Annotated in this window: 26 protein-coding genes and 1 tRNA gene; 8 read left to right on the top strand and 19 right to left on the bottom strand. The window is 60.4% G+C overall.

Going from position 1 to position 25190, the window contains the following annotated elements:
* Positions 1-213 precede the first annotated feature (213 nt).
* From H8S57_RS13525 to H8S57_RS13495, 8 genes are all read right to left on the bottom strand, one after another.
* Positions 214-290 (bottom strand) — tRNA-Pro (locus H8S57_RS13525).
* A 90-nt stretch (positions 291-380) separates the two neighbouring features.
* Positions 381-1382, bottom strand: a complete 1002-nt coding sequence (locus H8S57_RS13520) for an NAD(P)H-dependent glycerol-3-phosphate dehydrogenase (protein ID WP_186908561.1) — start codon at positions 1380-1382, stop codon at positions 381-383.
* Positions 1379-2101, bottom strand: a complete 723-nt coding sequence (locus H8S57_RS13515; protein ID WP_256176051.1) for a glycerol-3-phosphate acyltransferase — start codon at positions 2099-2101, stop codon at positions 1379-1381. Before H8S57_RS13515 ends, H8S57_RS13520 begins: the two co-directional genes overlap by 4 nt.
* A gap of 5 nt (positions 2102-2106) precedes the next feature.
* Positions 2107-3432, bottom strand: a complete 1326-nt coding sequence (der, locus tag H8S57_RS13510; RefSeq protein ID WP_186908560.1) for a ribosome biogenesis GTPase Der — start codon at positions 3430-3432, stop codon at positions 2107-2109.
* 40 nt (positions 3433-3472) lie between these two features.
* On the bottom strand, positions 3473-4849 hold the full coding sequence (locus H8S57_RS13505) for a DUF512 domain-containing protein (protein WP_186908559.1): 1377 nt from the start codon (positions 4847-4849) through the stop codon (positions 3473-3475).
* Between the two features lie 219 nt (positions 4850-5068).
* The gene (locus tag H8S57_RS17735) at positions 5069-5194 is read right to left on the bottom strand and encodes a hypothetical protein (protein WP_256413631.1); all 126 of its coding nucleotides are present in this window, start codon (positions 5192-5194) and stop codon (positions 5069-5071) included.
* A gap of 107 nt (positions 5195-5301) precedes the next feature.
* Positions 5302-5493, bottom strand: a complete 192-nt coding sequence (gene rpmF, locus H8S57_RS13500; RefSeq protein ID WP_186908558.1) for a 50S ribosomal protein L32 — start codon at positions 5491-5493, stop codon at positions 5302-5304.
* A gap of 43 nt (positions 5494-5536) precedes the next feature.
* Positions 5537-6037 (bottom strand): YceD family protein, encoded by a 501-nt coding sequence (locus H8S57_RS13495; protein WP_186908557.1) that lies wholly within the window; start codon positions 6035-6037, stop codon positions 5537-5539.
* Between the two features lie 228 nt (positions 6038-6265).
* On the opposite strand from H8S57_RS13495, the gene H8S57_RS13490 reads away from it, so the two are divergent.
* Positions 6266-7228, top strand: coding sequence for an RluA family pseudouridine synthase (locus H8S57_RS13490; protein WP_186908556.1), 963 nt, complete (start codon positions 6266-6268; stop codon positions 7226-7228).
* A gap of 223 nt (positions 7229-7451) precedes the next feature.
* Here the strand turns inward: H8S57_RS13490 and H8S57_RS13485 are convergent, their stop codons facing one another.
* From H8S57_RS13485 to H8S57_RS13460, 6 genes are all read right to left on the bottom strand, one after another.
* Complete coding sequence (locus H8S57_RS13485) at positions 7452-7736, bottom strand: hypothetical protein (protein ID WP_186908555.1); 285 nt, start codon at positions 7734-7736, stop codon at positions 7452-7454.
* A 70-nt stretch (positions 7737-7806) separates the two neighbouring features.
* Positions 7807-8787: a stalk domain-containing protein gene (locus H8S57_RS17885; protein ID WP_186908554.1), complete on the bottom strand. Its 981-nt coding sequence runs from the start codon at positions 8785-8787 to the stop codon at positions 7807-7809.
* Between the two features lie 67 nt (positions 8788-8854).
* On the bottom strand, positions 8855-9472 hold the full coding sequence (locus H8S57_RS13475) for a hypothetical protein (protein WP_186908553.1): 618 nt from the start codon (positions 9470-9472) through the stop codon (positions 8855-8857).
* Between the two features lie 668 nt (positions 9473-10140).
* The gene (locus H8S57_RS13470) at positions 10141-10656 is read right to left on the bottom strand and encodes a hypothetical protein (protein WP_186908552.1); all 516 of its coding nucleotides are present in this window, start codon (positions 10654-10656) and stop codon (positions 10141-10143) included.
* A 147-nt stretch (positions 10657-10803) separates the two neighbouring features.
* Positions 10804-11595 carry a DUF4367 domain-containing protein gene (locus H8S57_RS13465; protein WP_186908551.1) on the bottom strand — a complete coding sequence of 264 codons (792 nt, stop codon included), beginning with the start codon at positions 11593-11595 and terminating at the stop codon, positions 10804-10806.
* A gap of 66 nt (positions 11596-11661) precedes the next feature.
* Positions 11662-12225 carry an RNA polymerase sigma factor gene (locus H8S57_RS13460; RefSeq protein WP_186908550.1) on the bottom strand — a complete coding sequence of 188 codons (564 nt, stop codon included), beginning with the start codon at positions 12223-12225 and terminating at the stop codon, positions 11662-11664.
* A gap of 197 nt (positions 12226-12422) precedes the next feature.
* Between H8S57_RS13460 and H8S57_RS13455 the strand changes: the two genes are divergently transcribed.
* The 7 genes from H8S57_RS13455 (at position 12423) to H8S57_RS13425 (ending at position 18173) form a co-directional block, all read left to right on the top strand.
* Positions 12423-13556, top strand: a complete 1134-nt coding sequence (locus tag H8S57_RS13455) for an ABC transporter ATP-binding protein (RefSeq protein ID WP_186908549.1) — start codon at positions 12423-12425, stop codon at positions 13554-13556.
* Positions 13546-14394 (top strand): ABC transporter permease, encoded by an 849-nt coding sequence (locus tag H8S57_RS13450; protein WP_186908548.1) that lies wholly within the window; start codon positions 13546-13548, stop codon positions 14392-14394. Before H8S57_RS13455 ends, H8S57_RS13450 begins: the two co-directional genes overlap by 11 nt.
* Entirely contained in the window at positions 14391-15257 is an 867-nt protein-coding gene (locus H8S57_RS13445; RefSeq protein WP_186908547.1) for an ABC transporter permease, read from the top strand. Before H8S57_RS13450 ends, H8S57_RS13445 begins: the two co-directional genes overlap by 4 nt.
* A gap of 71 nt (positions 15258-15328) precedes the next feature.
* Entirely contained in the window at positions 15329-16408 is a 1080-nt protein-coding gene (locus H8S57_RS13440; protein WP_186908546.1) for an ABC transporter substrate-binding protein, read from the top strand.
* A 118-nt stretch (positions 16409-16526) separates the two neighbouring features.
* Complete coding sequence (locus H8S57_RS13435) at positions 16527-16922, top strand: thioesterase family protein (RefSeq protein WP_186908545.1); 396 nt, start codon at positions 16527-16529, stop codon at positions 16920-16922.
* A 3-nt stretch (positions 16923-16925) separates the two neighbouring features.
* Entirely contained in the window at positions 16926-17399 is a 474-nt protein-coding gene (locus H8S57_RS13430; RefSeq protein ID WP_186908544.1) for a YbaK/EbsC family protein, read from the top strand.
* A 192-nt stretch (positions 17400-17591) separates the two neighbouring features.
* Positions 17592-18173, top strand: a complete 582-nt coding sequence (locus H8S57_RS13425; RefSeq protein WP_186908543.1) for an HdeD family acid-resistance protein — start codon at positions 17592-17594, stop codon at positions 18171-18173.
* 384 nt (positions 18174-18557) lie between these two features.
* Here the strand turns inward: H8S57_RS13425 and tnpA are convergent, their stop codons facing one another.
* From tnpA to H8S57_RS13400, 5 genes are all read right to left on the bottom strand, one after another.
* On the bottom strand, positions 18558-19013 hold the full coding sequence (gene tnpA / locus H8S57_RS13420; RefSeq protein ID WP_186908542.1) for an IS200/IS605 family transposase: 456 nt from the start codon (positions 19011-19013) through the stop codon (positions 18558-18560).
* 369 nt (positions 19014-19382) lie between these two features.
* The gene (locus H8S57_RS13415; RefSeq protein WP_186908541.1) at positions 19383-20051 is read right to left on the bottom strand and encodes a TIGR03936 family radical SAM-associated protein; all 669 of its coding nucleotides are present in this window, start codon (positions 20049-20051) and stop codon (positions 19383-19385) included.
* Positions 20038-21879 (bottom strand): TIGR03960 family B12-binding radical SAM protein, encoded by a 1842-nt coding sequence (locus H8S57_RS13410; RefSeq protein WP_186908540.1) that lies wholly within the window; start codon positions 21877-21879, stop codon positions 20038-20040. The genes H8S57_RS13415 and H8S57_RS13410 overlap by 14 nt, the downstream gene beginning before the upstream one ends.
* Positions 21880-21964: 85 nt before the next feature.
* The gene (locus tag H8S57_RS13405; RefSeq protein ID WP_186908539.1) at positions 21965-23095 is read right to left on the bottom strand and encodes an SLC13 family permease; all 1131 of its coding nucleotides are present in this window, start codon (positions 23093-23095) and stop codon (positions 21965-21967) included.
* 193 nt (positions 23096-23288) lie between these two features.
* Entirely contained in the window at positions 23289-25064 is a 1776-nt protein-coding gene (locus H8S57_RS13400; RefSeq protein WP_186908538.1) for an oleate hydratase, read from the bottom strand.
* Positions 25065-25190 lie beyond the last annotated feature (126 nt).

Raw genomic sequence — 25190 nt, 5'->3', positions numbered from 1 at the left:
GGACATGGTTTACAGACTCCTTTCAGAATGGTGTGTCGCAACTTCATTCTACCAGAGTTCTGCAAACCATGTCTCTTTTTATCCTCTTTTATATTTGCGCAACTTATTTTACCTTATCGGCAGGGTGCAAATAACAAAAAATTGCACGTTTCCATGCAACAAAAAATAAAACTTATAAAATAAAAAAGGGTAAGTCCCATAAGGACTTACCCTTGGTCCGAGTGACTGGATTCGAACCAGCGGCCTCTTGAACCCCATTCAAGCGCGATACCAAACTTCGCCACACCCGGAAATTGCCGCCTGATTCAGACGGCTTGATTATATTAACATACTTTAGTGCTCGATGCAAGTACTTTTTTCATTTTTCCCTGCTTTTTTCACTACACCCAGCTGTCCTCCAGCTCGTGTTTCCGGTCGCGGGTCATCAGTTCATGTATGACCGCATGCGGGTCCTTCCCCTGATAAAGCACCTGGTAGGCCGCCTCCGTGATGGGCATCTCCACCTGCGCCTTTTCTGCCAGCGCTTTGGCAGTGGCGGCGGCATAGTAACCCTCCACTACCGCGCCGATCTCCTGGACCGCCTGCCGGGTCGGCGTACCCTGTCCGATCAGGATCCCGCAGCGGCGATTTCGGGAGTGCATGGAAGTACAGGTGACGATCAGGTCCCCCACCCCGGAGAGTCCCGCAAAGGTCTCCCTGCGTCCGCCCATCGCCACGCCCAGCCGGGCGATCTCGGTCAATCCGCGGGTCATCAGCGCCGCTTTGGTATTGTCTCCAAAGCCCATTCCATCACAGATCCCGGCACACAGGGCGATGACATTTTTCAGCGCCGCGCCCAGTTCTACGCCCACCACATCATCGGAGGCATATACCCGGAACCGTTCGTTCATAAACAGGTCCTGGACCTGCTCGGCAGCCGCCCGGTCCCGTGAGGCGGAAACGACCACGGTAGGCACCTGCCGGCCCACCTCCTCCGCATGGGAAGGGCCGGACAGCGCCACGATGGGATGCCCTTCTCCCACTTCCTCCGCGATGGCGGCAGTCAGGGTCAGGGACGTATCCTTTTCAATGCCCTTCGACACGGAGACCAGCACCGCGCCGGGATCCAGCAGCGGCGCGATCGACCGCGCGGTCGTCCGCACAGCGAAGGAGGGGGTCGCCAGCACCACGATCCCGCAGTCCCGCACACAGCCTGCATCCCAGGTCAAATGGAGCTTCTCCGGCAGCGGCACTCCCTTCAGCATGGGGTTTTCCCGCTTCTCACGCAGAACAGCGGACTCCTCCTGCGTATACGACCACAGGGTCACGTCATGGCCGTTTTCCAGCAAGACCATAGCCAGGGCCGTCCCCCAGCCCCCGCTGCCCATAACCGCGATCTTCATGGTTTCCGCTCCCCTTCCTTCTTGCGATGAAAACTGAATTTGGACTCCGTTCCAGCCAGGATGCGCTTCAGGTTGCCCCGGTGCTTCCATACCACCAGCGCGCCGCAAGCGGCGGCCAACAGCAGCGTAAACAAGTCATGATAGACAAACCAAGTGGCAAAGGGGAAGGATGCGCCCGCCCAGATGGACCCCAGAGAGACCCACTTGGTCAGGATGGCCAGCACCAGAAAGCCTCCCCAGACCACCAGGGCGATCCGCCAGTCGACCATCAGAGCGATGGTGCCCCCGGACAGGATACCCTTACCGCCCTTGAATTTGAACATGCAGGGAAACATGTGACCCAACAGGCAGAAGGTGCCCGCCCAATACTTTCCCGCGGTCTCCATCGCCTGAGTTCCAATGACGCGGAAGAGGACCATGCCGACAAGCACGGCCGCAACAGCCTTGAGCACGTCGGTCAGGATGACCACAACCGTCAGCGGTCCGCCGAACGTACGATAAAAGTTGGTCAGTCCCGCGTTGCCGCTGCCATGCTTGCGTACGTCGTCCCGCAGGATATATTTGGAAACGATGACCGCCCCGTTGAAGCAGCCCAGAAAATAGGCCGCCGCCGCGGCCGCCAGCATCAGCAGCAGCGCCAGCGCTACCGTAATGCCTCCGCCCTCGTGGTGAAGCCAGTACATCAGTCCGAAAAAGCCCAGCGACGATTCGTTGCCCACGCCTGTCACCCCTCCTTGTCGCCCTTCTGCCGGATGGTCAGCCTGATCGGCGTACCCTCCAGGCCAAAGGTGGAACGGATCTGATTTTCCAGATAGCGCTGATAGGAAAAATGAAACAGCTTTGCGTCGTTGCAGAAACAGACGAAGTGGGGCGGCTTGACGCCGATTTGGGTCATATAGTAGATCTTCAGCCGGCGTCCCTTATCCGTAGGCGGCTGCACCCGGGCGGTGGCGTCGGCCAGGACCGTGTTGAGCATGCCGGTGGTGATGCGCAGGGACGCCTGATCGTTGACGTAGTTGATCAGATCGAACAGCCGGTCCACCCGCTGGCCCGTCAGGGCGGAGATGAACACGACGGGCGCGTAGGTCATATAGCTCAGATCCCGGCGCACGTCCTGGCGCATCCGGTCCATGGTCTTGTCGTCCTTTTCCACCGCATCCCATTTGTTGACCACAATGATACAGGCCTTGCCTGCCTCATGGGCCAGGCCGGCCACCTTGGTATCCTGCTCGGTAACGCCCTCCTGAGCGTCGATGAGGATCAGGCACACGTCACAGCGCTCAATGGCCATGGTGGAACGGAGGACGGAAAACTTCTCAATGCGGTCGTCCACCTTGGACTTTTTGCGCATGCCCGCCGTGTCGATCAGGCGGTATTTGCCCTTCTGATTCTCAAAATAGCTGTCTACCGCGTCCCGGGTCGTACCTGCCACATCGCTGACAATGACCCGCTGCTCCCCCAGGATGCGGTTGATGAGAGAGGACTTGCCCACGTTGGGCTTGCCGATGACGGCTACCTTGATCACGTCGTCCTCCGGTGCTTCCGCCTCCTCGGGGGGGAAGTATTTCATACACTCGTCCAACAGCTCTCCGGTCCCGTGGCCGTGGACGGCGGAGACCGGAATGGGGTCGCCCAGGCCCAGATTATAAAATTCATAGATGTCCGGGTTGGTCTGTCCCACCTGGTCCATTTTGTTTACCGCCAGCACCACCGGCTTGCCCGAGCGCAGCAGCAGGTTGGCCACCTCCTGATCGGAGGCGGTCAGGCCGGTCTTGATATCGCAGAGGAACACGATGACCGTGGCGTTCTGAATGGCGATCTCCGCCTGCTCCCGCATAAAAGCCAGGATCTCGCTGTCGGCGGAGGGCTCGATCCCGCCGGTATCCACCAGGTCAAATTTCCGGTTGAGCCACTCCGCCTCGGCATACAGCCGGTCCCGGGTCACGCCCGGAGTGTCCTCCACGATGGATAACCGCTGGCCCACCAGTTTGTTAAAAAGCATGGACTTGCCCACATTGGGCCGGCCCACAATGGCGACTAAGGGTTTCATCCTATCCCTCTCATTCCTGTTATCACGGTCATTTTGGTCCTTAAGTTCCCGGATTATACCGGTAGTATTCGTCCTCCGGCGGCAGGGCGTAGGCGGGCGCCTCCACCTCCAGCCCCAGGATGGCGTCCACCAGGTCAAACCCGCTTTCCGCGGGCACCGGGATCACCGGCACGCCCAGCGCCTGCTCCAACTGTGCTACCGTCACGTCGTCCAGAAAGACCCGCTCCCCGGTACGCAGCATGTTTGCGGGGATCAGCAGCCGCTCTCCCAGCGCCCGGCCCCGGAGCTGTTCCATCAAATCCCGGCCGGTGATGAGGCCGGATACCGTAATGGTCTCCCCAAAAAAGCGGTTGCGCACCGGGTAGACCGTCCCCCTTATATTACCGCACGTTTTCCGGGCCATGTCAATGATTTCCTGTAAAAAAGGGGCGGCGGATACCCCGGTGGCAATGGAAAAGGGCGTGCACTCCGCGCCGGCCCGGGCGCCGTCCAGCGCCATGGCCGCCTGACTGGTGAGCAGGCGCAGCATCCCCACGCCGTTTTCCAGCTGCGCCATGCCTTCATAGTAGGCCTTCTCCGGCAGCGCCCGCCCGGCGATCAGGTAAAACTCGTCGGAACACCAGGCCATTGCGGTATCATGCGCCTCAGCGAAGGCGGCGGCAAAGGCCTCCACCTGATCGATGACGGCGGCGGCCTGCTGCGGGGTATAGGGGTCGATCCTGCACAGGCCCTCCCGGAAGCGGGTCACCCCGACCGGCACCACCGCCACGCTGCTGACCGCAGGCCAGAGCCCGCCCAGATCGTTCAGCGTGCGGTCCAGGGCCGGCCCGTCGTTGATGCCGGGGCAGGCCACCACCTGCGCGTTCATGGTGATGCCCGCCCGCGCAAAGCGCTCCATGATCGCCAAGCACTCCCCGGCCCGGCGGTGCTTGAGCATAGCCTGCCGCAGCTCCGGCTCTGTGGCGTGGACGGAGATGTTGATGGGACTGATGCGCAGCGCGGCGATCCGTTCCACCTCCCGCTGCGAGAGATTGGTCAGCGTGATATAGTTGCCCAGCAGAAAGGAGAGCCGGGCGTCGTCGTCCTTAAAATAAAGGGTCTCACGCATGCCGGGGGGCATCTGGTCCACAAAACAGAAGATACAGCGGTTGGCGCAGGAGCGGGCCTTGTCCATCAGATAGGTCTGGAAGTTGAGCCCCAGGTCCTCCCCCTCCTCCTTGCGCACCCGTACGGTACGCTCCCGCCCGTCCGACCCGCACAGGGTCAGACTCAGGCGCGGATCGTAGGTATAAAATTTATAATCCAGCACATCCACAATGGGGCGGCCGTTCACATGGGTCAGGGTCTCCCCCGGCCGTACCCCGGCCCGCTTGGCCGGGCTGTGGGGATCGACCGACTGTATGCGTGTCATGCTCATGTCTTGCGCGTCGCCTCCCTCTCCGGCGTGATGCCTTGCGTTCTGCGTACTGCTGCGGCAGGGGACCGCGCGCTCCCCCGGCCGGGCTCCGGCCTTTTGGGGCGGGCGCCCCGCCGCCCGCGCGGATCCATCCCGGGATCCGTGTATCCCATTTGCCGCAAAAGGGATACTTGCTCTACGAGCCGCCGACCAGCAGACGCTCTGATCGGCGGCCCGTCCTTACAGATCATGGCGCAGCGACGCGCCGTGCTCCCGGCGCATCCGGGCCGGCCATTGCCCCTTCCGCCTGCCGTTGGGGTCGCTGCCCGCTGCATTTGGGAGCGGCCTCTCTTGTTCCGCTATCATATCACAGGCATTTGGCAAAATCAAGGAAGGGGCGGCCGGACGGCCGCGCGTCGGATTTTCGCGCAAAAAGAAAGAGGGGCCTCCCCCTCTTGCTTTTTGCAGGCTATTTACTTCGCCGCGGCCTCGGCGCTGCCGAACTCATGGCCATTATAGCTCATGCAGCTCTTGCACATCCGATGGGGAAGGCGGAACGCACCGCACTTGGGGCAGGTGGTGACGCCGGGCGTCTCCAGCTTCCAAACGGAGCTGCGGCGCTTGTTCCGGCGCTGCTTGGACACTTTACTCTTAGGGACTGCCATCTATGACACCTCCTTAGGTTCATGCCCTGGCCGGGCAAATGACTCAGTCTTCTTTATCCAACAGCTGCGCAAGCGCAGCCAAACGTGGATCGGTTTCGGGCCTGCAGGCGCAGGGGCCTTCGTTCAGGTCGGCCCCGCAGCGGGGACACAGTCCCTTGCAGTCCGCGCGGCAGACATGCTTGGAATCCATGGCCAGCACCAGCGCCGTGGTGAACAGTTCGTCCAAATCGACTTCGCCGTTCTCCAGAAGGACGATCGCGTCGTTCTCCTCATCCTCCAGCGTCTCCGCCAGAAGAGTCTCTACCGGGAGGGACAGCTCCTGCCGGAAGGGCCTGAGGCAGCGGTCGCACTTCAGGTCCAGAACGGTCTGCGCCGTGCCGGTGAGCAGCAGTGCGTCGGCCATATTGCGCACGCTGCCGGACACCTGCGCCGGCTGGGTGAACGGGCGCTCTCCGTAAAAATCCAGCCCGGACAGATCCAGCGCAAACGCAAAGGGCAGCGCCGCGCCGGGCGTATGGATGATGTCGCGGAGATTCAGTCGCATGGCACACCTCTCACAATGGTACAGCGGACATTATACTCAAAATTTCGGATGATGTCAAATACTTTTTCCCTTTTCCATAAAATATGGTATACTATTTTCAGGGAAACAGGGATAACACGGTTTTTCGCGGCAAAAACCGGCGCCGGCGAGGAAGCGGAGGACGGCGTGCTGCCCCCTGTCCGCCGAGGGGATCGTTCCCCAAGTAAGACGTTTTAGGAGAATCGCCCCATGAAGGAGTTTGTGATCGGAAAAAATGACGCCGGCCAGCGGCTGGACCGCTGGCTGGCCAAGACCCTCCCCCTGCTCCCCGCGCCCCTGGCCCAGAAGTATATCCGCCTCAAGCGGGTCAAGGTCAACGGGAAAGGCTCCCAGCGGGACGTGCGCCTGCAGGAAGGGGACCGGCTGCAATTATACATCAACGATGAGTTTTTTGACGCCCCCCGGGAGGACAACGCCTTTCTCTCGGTCTTCCAGCCCCGGCTGGACATCGTGTATGAGGATGAAAACCTGCTGCTGCTCAACAAACGGCCGGGCCTGCTGTGCCACGCCGACGAACAGGAAAAGGTCAACACCCTGATCACCCATATCCAGGCCTACCTTTATCAAAAAAAGGAGTGGAACCCCCGGGACGAGCACTCCTTCGCCCCCGCCCTGTGCAACCGCATCGACCGCAATACCGGCGGGATCGTCCTGGCCGCCAAAAATGCCGAGACCCTGCGCATCCTCAACCAGAAGATCCGGGACCGCGAGATCGGAAAATTTTATCTGGCAGTCCTCCACGGGCGTATGAGCCCCCCTGCGGGAAAGCTGGAGGGCTTTCTGCTCAAGGACGAAGATAAGGCGCGGGTGACGGTATACCGCAAGCCGGTGCCCGGGGGGAAGAGCGCCGCCACCTTATATAAGACCCTGAAAACGGCGGACGGGCTCTCTCTGGTGGAGTGCGAGCTGCTCACCGGCCGCACCCATCAGATCCGCGCCCAGTTCGCCGCGGCGGGCCACCCTCTGCTGGGAGACGGCAAATACGGCCGGGAACGGGACAACAAGCGCTATGGCCGCGCCTTTCAGGCGCTGTACTCCTACAAGCTGGTCTTTTCCTTTTCCACCGACGCCGGGATGCTGGAGTATCTGAAGGGCAGGGCCTTCACCGTGGAACACGTGGATTTCGTGGAAGCGTATTTCCCGGGCGAGTAAGCGGGAGCGGGCAGGCTTTGTTTTGGCGCGTGCCGCGCCCGCTCCCGGCCGTTTTCCTTCATCCATACAGCCAGATGATAATCAGCATAATCCCCATCACAAAGCAATACGGTACCGGCCCGAGGCCCTTCTCTGTCTCCTCCAGCTTGTGAATGGAGATCATCAATTTCGCAAACAAAAAGGGAAACACAAATAGGCAGATTCCTACAACAATATTCATAGCTTATACGCAGGCCCGGCCTATTCCAGCGGCCAGCGGTCGCTGCCGGGCAGGATTTGCAGCAGCGCAGCGCGCCCCTCCGCCGCCAGGGGCTTGCGCAGGTAAACCCGCCCGCTCAGATAGGTATAAGGAAGGTCCCTCGTCCTGCCCCTCCATCGCATAGGGGACGGGCACGCGGACGGTCCGGGCCTGCTCCTGCATCCCGGCGGCGTAGGCCGTGCAGGAACCCGCCAGCAGCCCCGCGCACAGGCAGGCGCACAGGCTTCGGATCAAACTGCTTCGTTTCATATTCGGTTCCCTTCCTTTGGCCATAAAAATTTTTAAAATCGCGCCGCCGGACCGGCTGCGCATGCGGTTCCTACGCAGTGGGGACTACGGGCCAGTCGTATCGGGCCATGTCCTGCAGCATAACGTTGTGCAAGTTGACATAATAGCTGGAAAGCTGGGTGCCGTCACTCACCGCAGCGTCATAGTCCCCCACCGCTCCGTCGGCAAGATAGCGCTCCAGCGCGGCGCGTACCTGCTCAATGAGGGGGCGGATACACTGCTCCAAGCGGTATTGGGCAAACTCAGATTGGGGAATTTCCAGAGCCGCCAGCGCCTCCACCAGAGGGAGAGCGGCCTTGGCCTGGGCCTTGTCCGGCTCCTCCACCGCCCGCAGAAAGCCGCCCTCCAGCTCCGCCAGGATGGGTCTTACCTCCTCCAGATAGGCCTCCAGGACGGCCCGCTCCCCTTCGGCCCAGGGGGTCTTTAAAAATACGCAGCCGTCTCCCCGGTCGGGGGCACTGTAATAGGTGACTTCCATCCCCATCAACGTCCCAATGCTGCGCACCGGCAGATAGACCCGCTGGTCATAGACGGCGGGGTACACCCGCTCGCCCTTGACGTTGTGGAAGCGCTGTTCTACCCCATCCATGGTCACGGTGATGTCGGGGCAGATCTGGATGTCGATGCCGTTTTTCTCCCGCTCCTCCTTCTCGGCCCGCTCACTGGGGGTCTGCTGGTTCCCGGTCGCCTCCTCTGCGGCCAGGACGCGGGCCGTGGTCCGGCCGGACAGGAGTACCGTTTTGCCCTGCTGATCCCAGTCCACCTGCTTGCCCATCCAGGCCCCCGCCTGACGCAGGGGGATGTAAATCGTGCCGTTGTAGCTGAACAGCTCCTGCATGTTGTCTTCCTCGTCTAAAATCGCCGCTACGGCGCTGTCGACGTAGACGCTTCCCCGCCAGACCGGGACGTGGACGCTCTGCGCCGCCGGGGCGGCGTAGGAGACGCAGAAGCCCGCCAGCAAGGCGGCGGTGAAAAGCAGGGCGGACAGGCGCGCCCGAAATGGATGCCTCATAGCTTACCTCCTTTTATTTTGGGGTAGGACGGCCTCAGCCGTCCCACGCCACATCAGTCTACCGATGTTAGATGGAAGAAATGTAAACGTTGCTGGTAAAGGTCTTGTTCGACACACCGGTCACCGAAATGCTGTCTCCGCTGGACATAGGGAAGCCATCCTGCAAACGAGTGACAAAGACAGTGACCCGTGTGCCGCTGATATTAGCAGAAACATTGGAAATGCCACTCTGCGTTCTGTTGCGGAAAGTCACAGTCACATTCGTGCCGGAAGAGGCGTTGTGATTGACGAATTCACAGTAGCTAATGCTCATGTTGCCATCCAAAGTGCCGCTTCCCAAAGATACGGAAGCGTTAGCGGAAATCCCAAGGTTATACTTTTTACTAATGGGGAATGCCCCAGTCGTGTCCGGGTCATAAAACAGTGTTGGAATTCCAAGTGCATCCTTGATTGCCGCATCGATAATAGCCTGCTGCTCGTCTGCCGTTGCATGTGTGGGAATTGCAAGATAAACTACCTGCTCTTCACCCGTCGTTGCATCAACGATTTTACAGTCAATGGTCTGCCCCGCAAAGGCTGAGCGTTGAGTGCCTCGTACATCAGCGGCGGCGGCGGAACACAGTAGAGCAGAGAGAAGCAGGGCGAAGGCGCACAGGGTACTGACCAGTTTACGCAGTTTCACCATGAAACCTTCCTTCCTAAACTATCTTGTTGTCTTAGGGAGACCTGGATGCGAACGACCTCCTTTATCGTACATATTTGAAAGCGAAGAGGACTCCCTTTTGTCGCTCTCACTGTTTATATGTATCAGGATGAGCGTTTCGCAACAAGAATCTCATCTTTTTTCAGAATTTTTTTCCGCCCTGCCGGACGCCCTCATTCCAATAACGTTTCAGCGAGCGTTTTCATTACGTGCTTTTTGAAAATTTTTTAAAAAATGCAAGGCATCACCGCATCATTCAACGCGTGCGGATTGGCGCGAAAATTTGTGCCGCAAAAAGGCGCAAAACCGCAGGAATACTTTGCGTATTGCAAGGTTTTACAACGCATTTGTGGGGCAAATTGGCCGTCAAGACGTGCGCGGGGAATTGTGCGGTGATGCCTTAAAAATGCGCCGCCCCTCCTCCGGGGCGGCGCATCGATTTTGTTGGTGAAGCCGGCGGGCTGCTTCCGCCGGGAGCGTTGGAGTCTTCAGCTTCTTGCCGTCACAAGATCCGTCAGATAGGGCTTGGTCTAACCCGCACCCGGGCCAGAGAGATGCAGAACGTTTGCGCATCTGCAATGGGAAGGCCGCCGCTTACTGCGCCAGGCGGATCCCGTCATTCCCCGTACCCAGCCATACCCGCTGGGCCCTTAGTCTCTGGAGATCGTCCCGTTCGTGTAAATACGATAGGTAAACCCGATTTCCTTCTGATTGTACTTCACGTACAGAGTGCCCGTTTCCCCATTGAGTACCTTGCGGAAGGTCATCCCGGACACGGTGGGCGTCGTCCTCCAGGTGATATTGGTGATCTGCGCCTCTCCATCCGCCTGAGAGTAGATCCCATACACCTTCACATCCAGCGTGGCAATCAGATTCCCTGCGCTGTCCACCATCGTATGGGTAAAGTCCTTGCTCGTCTCTTTCTCCGGATTGGCTCGTGTGGCGTTCGCCGCGCTCACCTGGGTGGAAACATACTCATGCGCAGGCGAGCCGGTCTCCGTTGTGATGACATAGCAATCCCACTCCGGAACGTACATCACCTCCACATCCCCCAGGTATGCGCTCTGCTCCGGCGCTTCCACCTCCGGCTCGGCCGCAGCCGCCGTACAGGCAAGCGCAAACAGCGCGACCACTACCGCGGCCAAAAGATACCGCTTTTTCTTCATTGTTTCTGCTTCCTTTCTTTCGTTTGGTTTTGAGGCGTCAATGCGCCCCTGTTCCGCTTCATACGCACCCTTCCCTTACCATAACGCAGCAGCACACGATTTCATAACGGCCTTTTTCATTTCTTCTGCGCCCTCCTCGCCCGCCTCCTATTCCGGCTCTAAAACCAGCTCCACGCTCTCCGCCATGCGAATCAGTTCCTTGTAGTCGTAGGAAGAGGTAATGTCGAACAAAAATCCGTACTCCTCATCCGCCCAGGTCACGGCGTTCCAATCACCCGGCGCATCGGCAAGCATCAGCATAGCCGGCTTCCCCTGAACCGTAATCTCAGAAAAGGTCCCACGCTCGCTGTCCCCGGCCACGGCAACCGTTGTGCAGCGGAACTTAATCCAGACCCCGTCACTGTTCTCATAGGTAATTGAGAACGCCTCGTCCTGCGTATCCACGGTCTCAAATCCATCCGGCACATAGGCGGGCCGCCAATCGGACGCTTTGACTCCTTCCGCCTGCTGCCCGGCGTATGCGATATAGAAATAGTCCTCAAACCACTGGACAAATACATTTTTTGTCCACGCCCGCACACCGGGGCTGACGGCCAGCAGTCCGCCCAGCGACAGTCCGCAGACCAGAATCAGGCAGGCAGCGGTTTTCATGGCCCGCCCCCTCTGGCGGCGGGCCATATGGGACGCTGCGGCGTGGGCGGCGTGAAAGCGCTCCAGCGCGGGTTCCGCCGCAGCGTCCGCCCCCGGCGGCTCCCGCCGGTCCAGCTCGTCCAAGTAGGCGTCCACCCACGCCTGGTCATAGTCCGCTTCGCTCATATCATCTAACTCCACCTCCAGCTCGTTCAGCAGCTCTTCCGCCGTCTTCTCCCGCAGATGGCTGGGATTGGGAGCCGCATCGGGTCCGCCCGCGCCAAAAAGGTCCCGCCGGTCTTCCGCCATCGTTCACACCTCCTAAGCGTTTATGTATTCAGCTGCGGATTTCGCAACAGAAAAATCAAAACTTATTTAAAAAATTTTGGCCCCTGATCCGTCGGGGCCGCCCTGCGCCTCCCACAGCTCCCGGCAGCGCCGCCGGGCGCGGGTCAGGCGCATGCGGCACAGGGACTCGGAGATCCCCAGCCGGGCGGCGATCTCCCCGCAGCTCCGCTCTTCCTCGTAAAACCAGATCAAAAGCGCCCGCTCCCCCTCCGCCAAGCCCGGCGGCAGCGCCTCCGCCAGCGGCTCCCGCCGCTCCGGCGGGGCCGCGGCGCGCTCCAGCGCCATGCCGTCCAGGGGCTGCGTCAGCCGCTCCCCGGCAGAGCGGGCCTCGTTCCGGATCAGGAATTGCAGCGTCTTCATCAGCCAGCCCCCGGGGTTAGGGTGCTCCCGCAGCTGCGCGCGCTTCTGCCAAAACAGCTCGAACGCGTCCTGCACCAGCTCCTCCGCCCGCGCCGGGTCCCGCAGCTGCCGGGCCGTCAGGCGGAGCATGGTGGAATAATGCCGCCGGAACTGTCCGTCAAACCACGCCCACTCCCGTTCCTCCTTCCGCGTCATCCCCGCTCCGCCTCCTTCCTCCTGTTTTTTTATCATACCAAAAATCTCCCGCCGGGGAAACCCCCCTTCGCCGGACAGGCGCCCCCTGTAAAATCCCTGCAAAACCTTGTAGTTTTTTATTGACTTTTCCCGCAATACCATATATGATTTGTTTCGTCAAAAGGGCGTACCCAACCGCCGGTGGGGTACGCCTTTTCTTACGTCATGATTCCAAACGAAACGGGGGAGGATACATGTCCAAGGAGCTGATCCGCCTGTCGGATTGCGTGATGAGGTTTGACGAGGACGTCATTCTGGACCACATTAACCTGTATATCAACGATAAGGAATTTCTCACGCTGCTGGGCCCCTCCGGGTGCGGCAAGACCACCATGCTGCGCATCATCGGCGGCTTTCAGAAGCCCACCTCGGGCGACGTGTTCTTTGACGGCGCGCGGATCAACGACGTGCCGCCCCATAAGCGGAAGGTCAACACGGTCTTCCAGAAGTACGCCCTGTTTACCCATATGAATATTTTTGAAAACGTGGCCTTCGGTCTGCGCATCGCCAAGACGCCGGAGGACGAGCTCCGCCGCCGGGTCGAGGAGGCCCTGACCCTGGTCAACCTGGCCGGCTACGGCAAGCGCTCGGTCAACTCCCTCTCCGGCGGCCAGCAGCAGCGGGTGGCCATCGCCCGCGCCATCGTCAACCGGCCCCAGGTGCTGCTGCTGGACGAGCCGCTGGGCGCGCTGGACCTGAAGCTGCGCAAGGACATGCAGATCGAACTCAAGCGCATCCAGCAGCAGGTGGGCATCACCTTTATCTACGTGACCCACGATCAGGAAGAGGCCCTGACCATGAGCGATACCATCGTGGTGATGAATCAGGGCAAGATCCAGCAGATCGGCACCCCTGAGGACATTTATAACGAGCCCAAAAACGCCTTCGTGGCCGACTTTATCGGAGAGAGCAACATCATCGACGGCGTGATGCACGAGGACTATGTCGTGGGTATGTACGGCCGCCGCTTCCAGTGCCTGGACAAGGGCTTTGCGCCCGGCGAGCCGGTGGACGTAGTCATCCGGCCCGAGGATATCGATATCGTGCCCGAGGCGCAGGGCCAGCTCACCGGCACCGTTACCGAGGTCACCTTCAAGGGCGTCCACTATGATACCATCGTGGACTTCCGCGGCTTTAAATGGCTCATCCAGACCACCGACTATTCCGAGGTGGGCTCCCGCATCGGGGTGAAGATCGACCCGGACGGCTTCCACATCATGAAGAAGAGCCCGTACTCCGGCATGTTCGGAGATTACAGCTCCTACTCCGCCGAGTACGACGAGCTCAACGAGGGCCCGGACGAGGGGGAGGACGAGGATGCGGAATAGGTCGCTTGCCATCCCCTATGTGGTCTGGATGGCCGTCTTCGTCATCGCGCCGCTGCTTTTGATCGTGGTGTACGCCTTCACCGCCAAGGACGGCGGCGTCACGCTGTCCAATTTCAGCAATATGGGGCAGTATTTCCCCGCCTTCCGGCACTCCTTTGTGCTGGCCGTCACGGCCACCGTCATCTGCATCCTCATCGGCTACCCCCTGGCCTATTTTTTGTCCAAGGAGGGCGTGCTGGTGCGCAAGGTGGCCATGATGCTCATCATGCTGCCCATGTGGATGAACTTCCTGCTGCGGACCTATGCCTGGATGTCCCTGCTGGACGACAACGGGCTGATCAACCAGTTCTTGAGCGGCATCGGCTTTTTCCGCCTTATCAACACCCTCTTCGGCACGGATCTGACCTGCTTCCACATGATCAACACCCAGGGGGCCATCGTGCTGGGGATGGTCTATAATTTTCTGCCCTTCATGATCATGCCCATCTTCTCGGTCATCGACAAGATCGACCCCAAGGTCATTGAGGCGGCCCAGGACCTGGGGGCCAACAGCGCCATGGTCTTCCGCAAGGTGATCTTCCCCCTGTCCCTGCCCGGGGTGCTCTCCGGGGTGACCATGGTATTCATCCCCTCGGTGTCCACCTTTGCCCTGTCCCGCCTGCTGGGCGGCGGCAAGACCCTGCTGCTGGGCGATCTGATCGAAATGCAGTTCCTGGGCAACGCCTATAATCCCCACCTGGGCTCGGCCATCGCCCTGGTGATGATGGTCATCGTTCTGGTGTGCATGGCGGTCATGAACCGCTTCGGCGAGGGGGAAGAGGGGGTGGCGGTCCTGTGAGCAAGCGCCGGATTCCGTCCCGGGTCTTTACCGTTCTGGTATACCTGTTCCTCTACGCCCCCATCGCCCTGCTCATCATCTTCTCCTTTAACTCCGGGCGGAGCAACCGGGTCTGGGAGGGCTTTTCCCTCCAGTGGTATCTGGAGTTCTTTCAGGATACCCGCCTGCTGGGGGCTCTGCGCACCACCCTGATCCTCTCGGTGCTGGCTGCGGTCATCGCCACCCTGCTGGGCACCGCCGCCGCCATCGGTTTTTACAGCATGCGCCGCCGGAGCCGGGGGGTCTGCCTGGCCGTGAACAACATCCCCCTGACCAACGCGGATATCATTACCGGCGTGTCGATGATGCTCCTGTTCGTCTTCGCCATCGGCCTGTTCAACGCCAGTCCCATCAGTCAGGCCCTGGGCCTGCGCTGGCGGATGGGCTTCGGCACGCTGCTCATCGCCCATATCACCTTTGACGCGCCCTATGTGATCCTGTCGGTGATGCCCAAGCTGCGTCAGCTGGACCCCAATATCTACGAGGCCGCCCAGGACCTGGGGGCCTCCGGCCTGTACGCCTTCCGGCGGGTCATCCTGCCGGAGATCCTGCCCGGCGTGCTCAACGGCATGATCATCGCCTTTACCATGTCCATCGACGATTTTGTCATCAGCTATTTTACCAAGGGTTCCGGCGTGACCACCCTGGCCGTGGAGATCTATACCATGGTCAAAAAGCCCGTCACGCCTGAAATCAACGCGCTGTCCACCCTGATGTTCGTATGCGTGTTCGCCCTGCTGCTCGTCGTCAACGTGCGGCAGGCGCGGCAGGAGACGGCCAGTGAAAAACGCAAGGCCGCCCTCATGCCCGACGCGCAGAGCTGAAGCGGTAACACGGCCTGCCTGCGAAGGCCTGTTATAAAAGAATTTCATCCGAAAGGGGATAAAGAAAGCAATTGAAAAAGTCTCTCGCACTCCTTCTGGCCACCGTTCTGGGGCTGAGCCTGGCGCTGGCCGGCTGCTCCGGCGGAAGCGGTACCGCATCTCAGCCCGGCGCGGCCGACCGCGGTGTGGTCAACGTCTACAACTGGGGCGTCTATATCGACGAATCCGTTCTGGACGAATTCACGGCGCAGACCGGCATCAAGGTCAACTACGACACCTATGAGAGCAACGAGTCGATGTACGGTGTCCTGAAAAACGACGGTGCCAGCTACGATGTGGTCATCCCTTCCGACTATATGATCTCCCGTATGATCGAAGAGGATATGCTGGAGCCGCTGGACTTTGACAATATTCCGAATTTTTCCGATATCGATCCCAACCTGAAAAACCCGGATTACGACCCGGAGAACCAGTACAGCGTGCCCTACATGTGGGGCCTGCTGGGCGTGATCTATAATACCGCGATGGTGGACGGCGCCCCCGACAGCTGGAGCATTCTGTTCGACGAAAACTACTCCGGGCAGATCCTGATGTTCAACAACTCCCGGGACGCCCTGGGCGTGGCGCTGAAATACCTGGGCTATTCCTACAATACCACCGATCCCGCCCAGATCACCGCCGCCACCGACCTGCTCATCCAGCAGAAGCCCCTGGTGCAGAGTTATGTGATGGACGAGATCTTTGAAAAGATGCAGGGCAACTCCGCCGCGATCGGCGCCTACTATTACGGCGACTATCTGACTATGGCCGACGTGAATCCCGACCTGGCCTTCTGCCTGCCCAAGGAGGGCACCAACCTCTATGTGGATGCCATGTGCATCCCCAAGGGGGCGGAGAACAAAGCCAACGCCGAGGCCTTCATCAACTTCATGTGCTCCACCTCCGTGGGCCTGGCCAACGTGGAGGAGACCTGGTACTCCTCTCCCCTGCTGTCCGTGCGGGAGGAGCTGGACCCCGAGGTATCCGAAGATCCCTACGCCTATCCGGACGACGCCGTTCTGGAACAGTGTGAGAGCTTCCGGAACCTGCCCGAGGACATCCTCGCTCTTTACGACTCCGAGTGGACCCGGCTTAAGCTGGCCGCAAACTGAAGCAAAACCGCCGTGCAGGGCTGCTGCACGGCGGTTTTTTCTGCCCGCATCCTCTTGTCACCCCTACTTTCCGGGTGTAAAATAGGACATACCATTCCCGGAAAGGAGCCAATTTGACATGTCAGTTACCGTAGGAAGCAAGGGGCGCTCGGAGAGCGTCGTCACCGAGCACAACACCGCCTGCGCCGTGGGCAGCGGGCTGGTGCCCGTTTTTGCGACTCCATATATGGTCGCCCTGATGGAGAACGCCGCCGTCAACGCCGTACAGGGGGCGCTGGAGCAGGGCCAGGGCACCGTAGGCACCCGCCTGGACGTGACCCATGACGCCGCCACGCCCATCGGCATGAAGGTCTGGGCCGAGGCCGAGGTCACCGCCGTCGACCGCAAAAAGATCACCCTGAGCGTGAAGGCCTACGACGAGGCCGGCCCCATCGGCGGCGGCGTCCACGAGCGTTTCGTCATCGACACGGACCGTTTTCTCTCCAGGGCGGAAGCCAAGAAGGGCGGTCGGTGAGCCGTGTCCATTGAAACATGCCGGGACTATCTGCGTGCGCGCGGCTATGAAGCGCGCATCCAGGAGTTCGGCGTATCCAGCGCCACGGTGGAGCTGGCCGCTCAGGCCGTGGGCTGTGAGAGCGCACACATCGCCAAGACCCTCTCCTTTGCGGTGGACGGGGGCTGCGTACTCATCGTCTGCGCAGGAGACGCAAAGATCGACAATCCGAAGTTTAAGGCCCAATTCCATACCAAGGCCACCATGCTCACCCCGGAGCAGGTGCTCTCGTTCACCGGTCATGCGGTGGGTGGCGTTTGCCCCTTCGCCATCGAACGTGCAGACGTAAAGACCTATCTGGACGTCTCCCTCCGGCGCTTCGAGACCGTCTACCCCGCCGCGGGCAACGCCGCTTCCGCCGTGCGTCTGAGCTGTGCGGAACTGTTTTCCCTCTCCAACGCGCTGGGCTGGATCGACGTGTGTAAAAACTGGCAGTGATTGGACGTTCCATCCCATCTGTCTAATGATTTTTTCTCCGCAAAGCGGTATACTATCCTCAAACGGCGCCCAAACCATGTGACGATCCGTTGGAAGTGCGCGGCGTGTTTGCCGGCGGACAAACTCCGCCGCCGGAGACGCCTTCCTTCCATCCCACTTCTTTGACGAAACCGTCGGGAAAGGTGATTTGACGTGAACGAATACCTGAAAAACAGGAAGCTCAGCTTCCTTCTGGCCTCCATTCTCTACCTTGCGCTGGGCCTGGTGCTGCTCATTTGGCCGGGCACCGCCACCACCGTGATCTGCTACGCCTTCGGCGCCGTTCTGGCCATCTATGGTCTGGTCGCCATCATCAGCTTTTTCGTCAGCCGGAAGGGCGGCTTCGCCTTTGAACTGTTCCTGGGGATCGTGGCCGCCGGCATCGGCGCCTTTTTCCTGCTGCAGCCCAAGGTCGTGGCCTCCATTCTGCCCGTCATCATGGGCATTTTTATCGTCATCGACGGCCTGTTGAACCTGAAGCGCGCCTTCGAACTGCACCGTCTGGAGTATGGCCGTTGGTTCATCACGCTCATTCTCTCCCTGGTCTCTGTGGCGCTGGGTCTTTTGGTGGTCTTCCAGCCCTATCTGGCTGCGGAAGCGCTGATCATGCTCATCGGCGTGGTCTTCATCTATGAAGGGCTCTCCGATCTTTGGGCCATCGTCAAGGTGACCCGCCTGACAAAGGAGCTGCGCAAGCGCATGCCCGTGGAGGTAGACCCCATCGATGTGGAATGAGGCCAGCGCTTCCGCTCCCCGCCTGTGCCAAGGGCCCCGGCCGCTCTCTGAGCGGCCGGGGCCCTTGGCTTGTCGAAAAAGGCCCTTCTTGGCCTTTTTCGACAGAGGGATGCATGACGGACAGGGCTCGATTCTTGCAGAAAAGTCGCCCTGTCCGTCATGAGAGGTGTCATTTCCGACGCGCATGTCGCCGGAAATGACGGAGCTTCCTTTCCTTCCGTCGTCTGCGGACGACTCAACTCTGCCAGGCCCTTCCTCAGGAGGGTTTTTCGAGAGTCAAGACCACCCCTGAAAGGGGTGGCTTGAAAAAGCCCTATAAGGGCATAGTACGGCCAGCGCCTAAAAGACGCTGGCCTTCACTATGTTCAGGCCATTGTGGATTGATTACCTCGCTTGACCCTTAAAAGGGTTTTCGTATTCCTTGGTGCTTACCTTATCTTCTATCTGATCCTGTTTCTCTTGCTCCTGGATATACTTCCTCAGGGCCTTCTCCTGTAACCCTACTGTACTGACGTAGTACCCGGTTGCCCAGAAATGCCGGTTGCCATATTTGTACTTTAAATTTGCGTGCCGCTCGTATATCATCATTGCGTTTTTCCCTTTTCGATATCCCATGAAGCTGGATACTGAATACTTCGGCGGTATCGATAATAGCAGATGGATGTGGTCCGGCATCACTTTTCCTTCTATAATTGCTACTCCTTTCCGCTTGCATAGATCCCGGATAATGTCTCGGATGTCTTCCCGCATCCCCCAATAGTCCATCTTCCTCCGGTACTTTGGTGTGAATACCACATGATACTTGCACACCCATTTGCTGTGTGCTAGACTGTTTGCCATAGAGCTTCACCGTCTTTCTTGGTTTTTTTGATGGCCTGAACATCCATCAGTTTACCATCGGTGCGGCTCTATTTAAATTTTTAACCTCACCCGCAGAGCGGGTGGCTATTTGTTCCGCCTCCCGCGGAACTCGCTTAAGCGAGTCTGAGGGCCCCGGCCGCTCTCTGAGCGGCCGGGGCCCTTCCGCATATCAAACGCGTTCCACACGTGTTTCAAACATACGGGCATTGTTTCGCAGCGCTGCAGCACGCCCGCAGGGCCGGCTTCAGCGCAGGGGCGGCGGCGAACCGCTGACGAGGACCTTCTCTTGTGCAAAAAGGGTTGCCTTTCCGCATACGCTTTCGGCTTTTCAGCAGACGGAAGGGCCGGTCACTCCCAGGGCTGAAAATCCCCGTCCAGCACCGCGCGGCGGTGAAAGGAAACGAAATCAGGCGCCATATCGGGGCATTCGCTGCGAATGGCGGAGACGACCAGCTCCGGGTTAAGGCCGGGATTCTGGGCCCGGATAACGAGGTCCAGGCCGATGGTGTCCCGCCGCTCCTCCACGGTGGAGCGGGCGATGAGGGGAATCAGATCCACCTCGGTCTGGCCGCTCTTGGCCTTTTTGGAGCGCTTGGCCACCACCAGAGACGCGCGCGCCAGCAGCTCCTGGATGGCCCGTTCCGCCCCGAAGGGCGCGCCCGCCTCATACTCCAGGGTGACGATGTAGTTGACCCAGCACAGCTCCTTCACGGGCCGCGCGGCCTCGTAGCAGCGGTGCACCGTGATGCCCGCGGGCAGGGCTGCCGTCATGCGGGCGGGGACTGTATCCCGGTCCACCTCGCCCAGCAGCTCGCACTCCAGCACCTCGCAGGCGCTGGAGTATCCCACCGACAAGGGAAGCGGGATGGAAACAAACGCGTGTGGGTTGAAGCCCTCGGTATGCTTGATGGGCAGTCCCGCCCGGAGAAAGGCGCGCTGGAAGGTGCGCATCAGATCCAGGTGGGAGATATATTTGGCAGTGTCCGCCTTGGAAAAGGCCAGCCTATGCTTCGGCATCGCAAACACCTCCCGGATAGAGCTTGTCCGCCCCGCAGCCGGTGCACTGCACCCGGCAGTCGGGGGTGATGACCGCCTGATAGGCCCGCTCCCGCTCCCGCCACAGGAACGCTTGGGAGACGCCGGTCGCGGTCACGCTCCAGGGGAGCACCTCTTCCCGGTCCCGGACGCGCCCGGCGTAGAAATTGGGGTCCACGCCGCAGGTCCGGAACGCCTGCATCCAGCGCTGGAAGTCGAAATATTCGCTCCACGCGTCGAATTTGGCTCCCTGCCGCCAAGCCTCCTCCAGCACGCCGGCCAGCCGTCGGTCGCCCCGGGAGAAGACCGCCTCCAAAAAACTGGTCTCCGGATCGTGCCAGTTGTACTTGATGGAGCGCCCCCGCATGTGCTCCCGCAGCAGCTTGACCCGGCGGTGGTACTCTTCCATGCTGATCTGTCCCTCCCACTGGAAGGCGGTGTGGGGCTTGGGCACGAAAAAGGCGGTGGAAACGGTGATGTTCACCCCCCGGCGGGGATTGGGGGTGGTCTCTTTCCAGGCCTGATAGATCTTTTCCGCCAGGTCGGCGATGCCCAGCACGTCCTCGTCGGTCTCGGTGGGCAGGCCCAGCATGAAGTAGAGCTTCACGCTGCTCCACCCGCCGGAGAAGGCGGTACGGCAGGAGCGGAGGATCTCCTCCTCCGTTACATTTTTATTGATGGCGTCCCTCAGGCGCTGGGTGCCCGCCTCGGGCGCGAAGGTGAGCCCCGACTTGCGCACGTGCTGCACCCGCTCCATCAGCCCCAGTGAGAAATTGTCCGCCCGGAGCGAGGGCAGCGACAGGGAGACCCGGTTGGGCTCGCACCAGTCCAGCAGCCCGTCGCACAGCTGCTCCAGCGGACGGTAATCGCTGGTGGACAGACTGGAGAGGGTCATCTCCTGGTAGCCGGAATCCTTGCAGGCGGCAATGCCCTGCTCCAGCAGGAGCTTGGGGTCTCTGGGCCGCACGGGCCGGTAGGCGTACCCCGCCTGGCAGAAACGGCAGCCGCGGATGCAGCCGCGGAACACCTCCAGCATCACCCGGTCGTGGACGATCTCGGTGGAGGGCACGATGGTCTTCACCGGGAAATAACTCTTGTTGAAGTCCTGTACGATGCGTTTGGTCACCGGGAGGGGCGCGCCCTCCAGCGGCTCGATCTGCGCCACGGTACCGTCGGGCTGATAGCGCACCTCATAGAGGGAAGGTACGTACAATCCCGGCACCTGGGCGGCGGCAGACAGGAACTCCTCCTTGCTCCAGCACTCCTCGCGGGCCCGGCGGTAGAGCTGGATGAGTTCCACACTCACATCCTCCCCCTCGCCCAGGGCGAAAACGTCCACAAAGGGGGAGAGCGGCTCCGGATTGAAGGCGCAGGTACCCCCCGCCACTACAATGGGGGAAAGGCCCCGGCGCTCCTCCGAACGCAGGGGCAGTCCTGCCAGATCCAGCATGTTGAGCACATTGGAGTAGGCCATCTCATAGCCCAGGGAGAAGCCGATCAGGTCGAAATCGGCGATGGGGTCTCCGCTCTCCAGGCCGTAGAGGGAAACGCCCTCCCGGCGCATCTCCTCCTCCATGTCGCCCCAGGGGGCGAATACCCGCTCGCACCAGACGCCCTCCATCTGGTTCATCACCCCGTAGAGGATGCGCATCCCCAAATTGGACATCCCGATCTCATAGGTATCCGGAAAGCAAAGGGCATAGCGGGTATCCACCCTATGCCGGTCCTTCACCACCGCGTTGTACTCCCCGCCGGTATACCGCGCCGGCTTTTGTACCCGGGGGAGGATGTGCTCTAACGTACGATTCATAGACGAAGCCTCTCAGACGATCATTCTTCAGGATAAAAAAGCCGTATTATTATATCCCAGCCGCGCCGCACTGGCAAGACCAAATTCACTGCAGCCGCCCCAGCAGCCAGGCGCAGGCGCACAGGACGGCCAGCGCGATCCCGTTGGCCAGCAGAAACACCGCCAGGTAGCGCCCCGGCCGCGCACCCGCGCTGCGCAGATAGGCCTTGAGGGAAATCAGGCTGGCCAAAGAGGCGATGGGCGTGCCCAGCCCCCCCACATTCACTCCGATCAGCAGCCCACGCCAGTCCGCTGTGAAGCCGGACAGCAGCACCGCCGCGGGCACGTTGCTGATGACCTGGCTGGCGATCCCCGAGGCCAGAGCGGTATTCCGGGCAAGCACCGCCGTCAGGACCTCCCTTACCGCCGGGTTGGCGCCGACGTTCCCGGCGAAGAGGAAGAAGCAGACAAAGGTGAGCAGCAAAGCGTAATCCAGCCGCCGGAACAAATCCCGTCCAAAAATCACCAGCGCTGAAAGCACCACGGCCACCAGAGCCGGATAGGGCAGAAGGCGGCATACGCAGAGCAGGCACAAAACGAACAAAAGGCACATCAGTCCCAGCCGGCCCGGCCGGCGGACCCGAACCGGCTGCGGAAAAGCCACCCGGATGCTCTCCGGCCGGCCCCATACCGCCGCCGCGGTCAGCCCTGCCAGGCTCGCCAGCACCAGCGGGAGCACTGCGGTAAAAAACTGCCCCGGCGTGAGTTCATAGGTGGCGTACAGATAGAGATTCTGAGGATTGCCCACCGGCGTGGCCATGCTGCCCAGGTTAGCGGCGATGGTCTGCAGGACCACCACATAGGCCAGCCGCTCCGTGCGCCCGATGAGGCCCAGTACCAGAATGGAAAAGGGAACAAAGGTGATGAGGGCCACATCGTTGGTTACCAGCATGGAGGTAAAAAACGGCAGCAGCACCAGTACCAGCGTGACAAAGCGCAGGCGCTTCTCTCCCGCCAGCAGCCGCTGGGCCAGCACGGCGAACACCCCGCAGTCCTGCAGCCCCGCCACCACCGCCATCAGGCAGAACAGCAGGGAGATGACGCGCCAGTCCACATAATTGAGATAAGCGGCCGAGGGCGGCGTAAGCAGCATGGAAAGCGCCGCACATACGGCGGAAATACACAGCACCGGCTCCCGCCGCAGCCAGGACAGCATCCGGAGTCCCGTTTGCCTCATGTCCCTCTCTCCTTCCCGCCCCAGGCAGGCAAAAAGCCACCCCGGCGGGTGGCTTTTCTCCCGATGTTCCGCCTTACCTTGGTCTCTAAGTTTACCTGATTCCGGCGGTATGGTCAAGCCTTATACGAAGGTTTCGGCGTTTTTCCGGCGCGGAACGGCCGCCGCAGGATCCTGCGGCGGCCGTTCCTCCGATTCAGATTACGTTGTATTCCTTCAACAGCTTCTCCAGGTCGGTCCCCTCCAGCTTCTTCAGGACCTCCTTCAGCGCGATGCGCTCCTTGAAGCCCAGGTCCAGATCGGTCAGTTTTTTCCCGTCCCGCAGCTGTACGGTAGCGTTGAGCAGATCCCGCACGTCATAGGTGCTCCCCCAGACCTCAGGCACGCCCCGGTCGATGTTCAGCAGCGTGTACACCGCCTCCATTCCGGTACGCATGGAGTATTCGGTGGTGAAGATGGTGTCCCGCTTCGTCTCTGCGAACTGCCCCAGGAATGCAAAGTTCACGCTGCCCTCAGGCACCACGTCCGGCCGGTCCCCGGCGGCGCGCGGCATGAAAAAGGCGGTGATATAGGGCATCATACAGGGCACGGTGTTGGCGCTGTGCTCGGCCAGATCCTCGATCTGGTCCTCGGGCACCCCCAGGTGATAGAGCCACTCCATGCAGATCTCCTTGCCGGTACACTCCCGCATGGCCTTGTGGACATAGTTGCCGCTCCGGTCGCTGAACAGCCCGTAGATCCAGCCCACCAGCTGCCCCTTGGGCTGATCGCGGAACTGGGGCTGGCGATTGAAGGTCCAGCTCATGAGCCAGCCGGAATCCCGCACCGTGACGATACCGCCCGTGACCACCTTGCCGCTGAAGGGGTCCCGCTTGCAGATGTTCTTGAGATAGGGTACGATGCGCTCATCCAGCGTGGTCACGGTAGCTGACATCCAGTTGCTCATCTCCGGATGGCTGCAGAACTTGTCCGGATGGCCGAACGCGGGGTCCTGCGCAGCGATCTTCTTCCACATATCCCAGCCGCCGCCGGGCTTGAGTTCGGTGCGGAAGGGGGCAGGGTGATTCTGGTCGCCGAGGGCGGAATTTTCCACGCAGCCGCCGTTGGTGATGAATACCAAATCATCCTCCGTCAGGTCAATGGCGTCCTCCTGGCCCTCCCGCAGCACGCAGATGCGCTTGGCCTGCTTGCGGCCGGGCCGGATCTCAAACTCCACATTGACCACCTGGGTGTGGTAGTGGAACTGGACGTTGTGATCCTGCAGATACTGGATCATGGGCAGGATCATGGACTCATACTGGTTGTACTTGGTAAAGCGCAGGGCCTTGAAGTCCGGAAGGCCGCCCACGTGGTGGATGAAACGCTTGAGGTAGAGCTTCATCTCCAGGGCGCTGTGCCAGTTTTCAAACGCGAACATGGTCCGCCAGTACATCCAGAAGTTGGAGTTCAGCACCTCCTCGTCGAAGACCTCGTCGATGCGCAGGTCATACAGCTTCTCATCCGGGGTAAAAAACAGCTTCATGATCTCCAGGGCGCCCTTGTCGGACAGGGCAAACATTCCATCGGTGTGGGCGTCCATGCCCCGGTTGATGGTAGCCCGCATAAGGGAGTAGTTGGGGTCGTGCTTGTTGAGCCAGTAGTACTCGTCCAGCACGCTGATCCCCTCGGTCTCAATGGAGGGGATCGAGCGGAAGAGATCCCACATGACCTCAAAATGGTTGTCCATCTCGCGGCCGCCCCGCATGACATAGCCCACGTTATCGTAGTGATAGCCGTCGCAGGCGCCGCCGGGAAGCGCGTCCTTCTCCAGAATGTGCACCCGTTCGCCCTTCATCCGGCCGTCCCGGACCAGATAGCAGGCGGCGGTCAGGGCCGCCAGGCCGGAGCCCACGATATAGGCAGACTTGCGCTCCACGCCCTCCGGCTTTTCCGGACGGGCAAACGCTTCATAGTTACCGCTGGAATAATACATACTGTGTTCCTCCTGTCAGCAGTTCTTTTTTTGATCTGCCCATAGAATATGCCCTTCTCCTTCCCGCCGCAATCAGCAAAAACGCCCCGGTGCCAGAATTTTGGGCACTGGGGCGTTTTTGTATTG

This window comes from Lawsonibacter hominis (genome assembly GCF_014287895.1).
In the GTDB taxonomy this organism is placed as follows: domain Bacteria; phylum Bacillota; class Clostridia; order Oscillospirales; family Oscillospiraceae; genus Lawsonibacter_A; species Lawsonibacter_A hominis.
The sequence above is the reverse complement of the archived record's forward strand: the minus strand, read 5'-3'. Positions and strand labels throughout refer to the sequence as shown.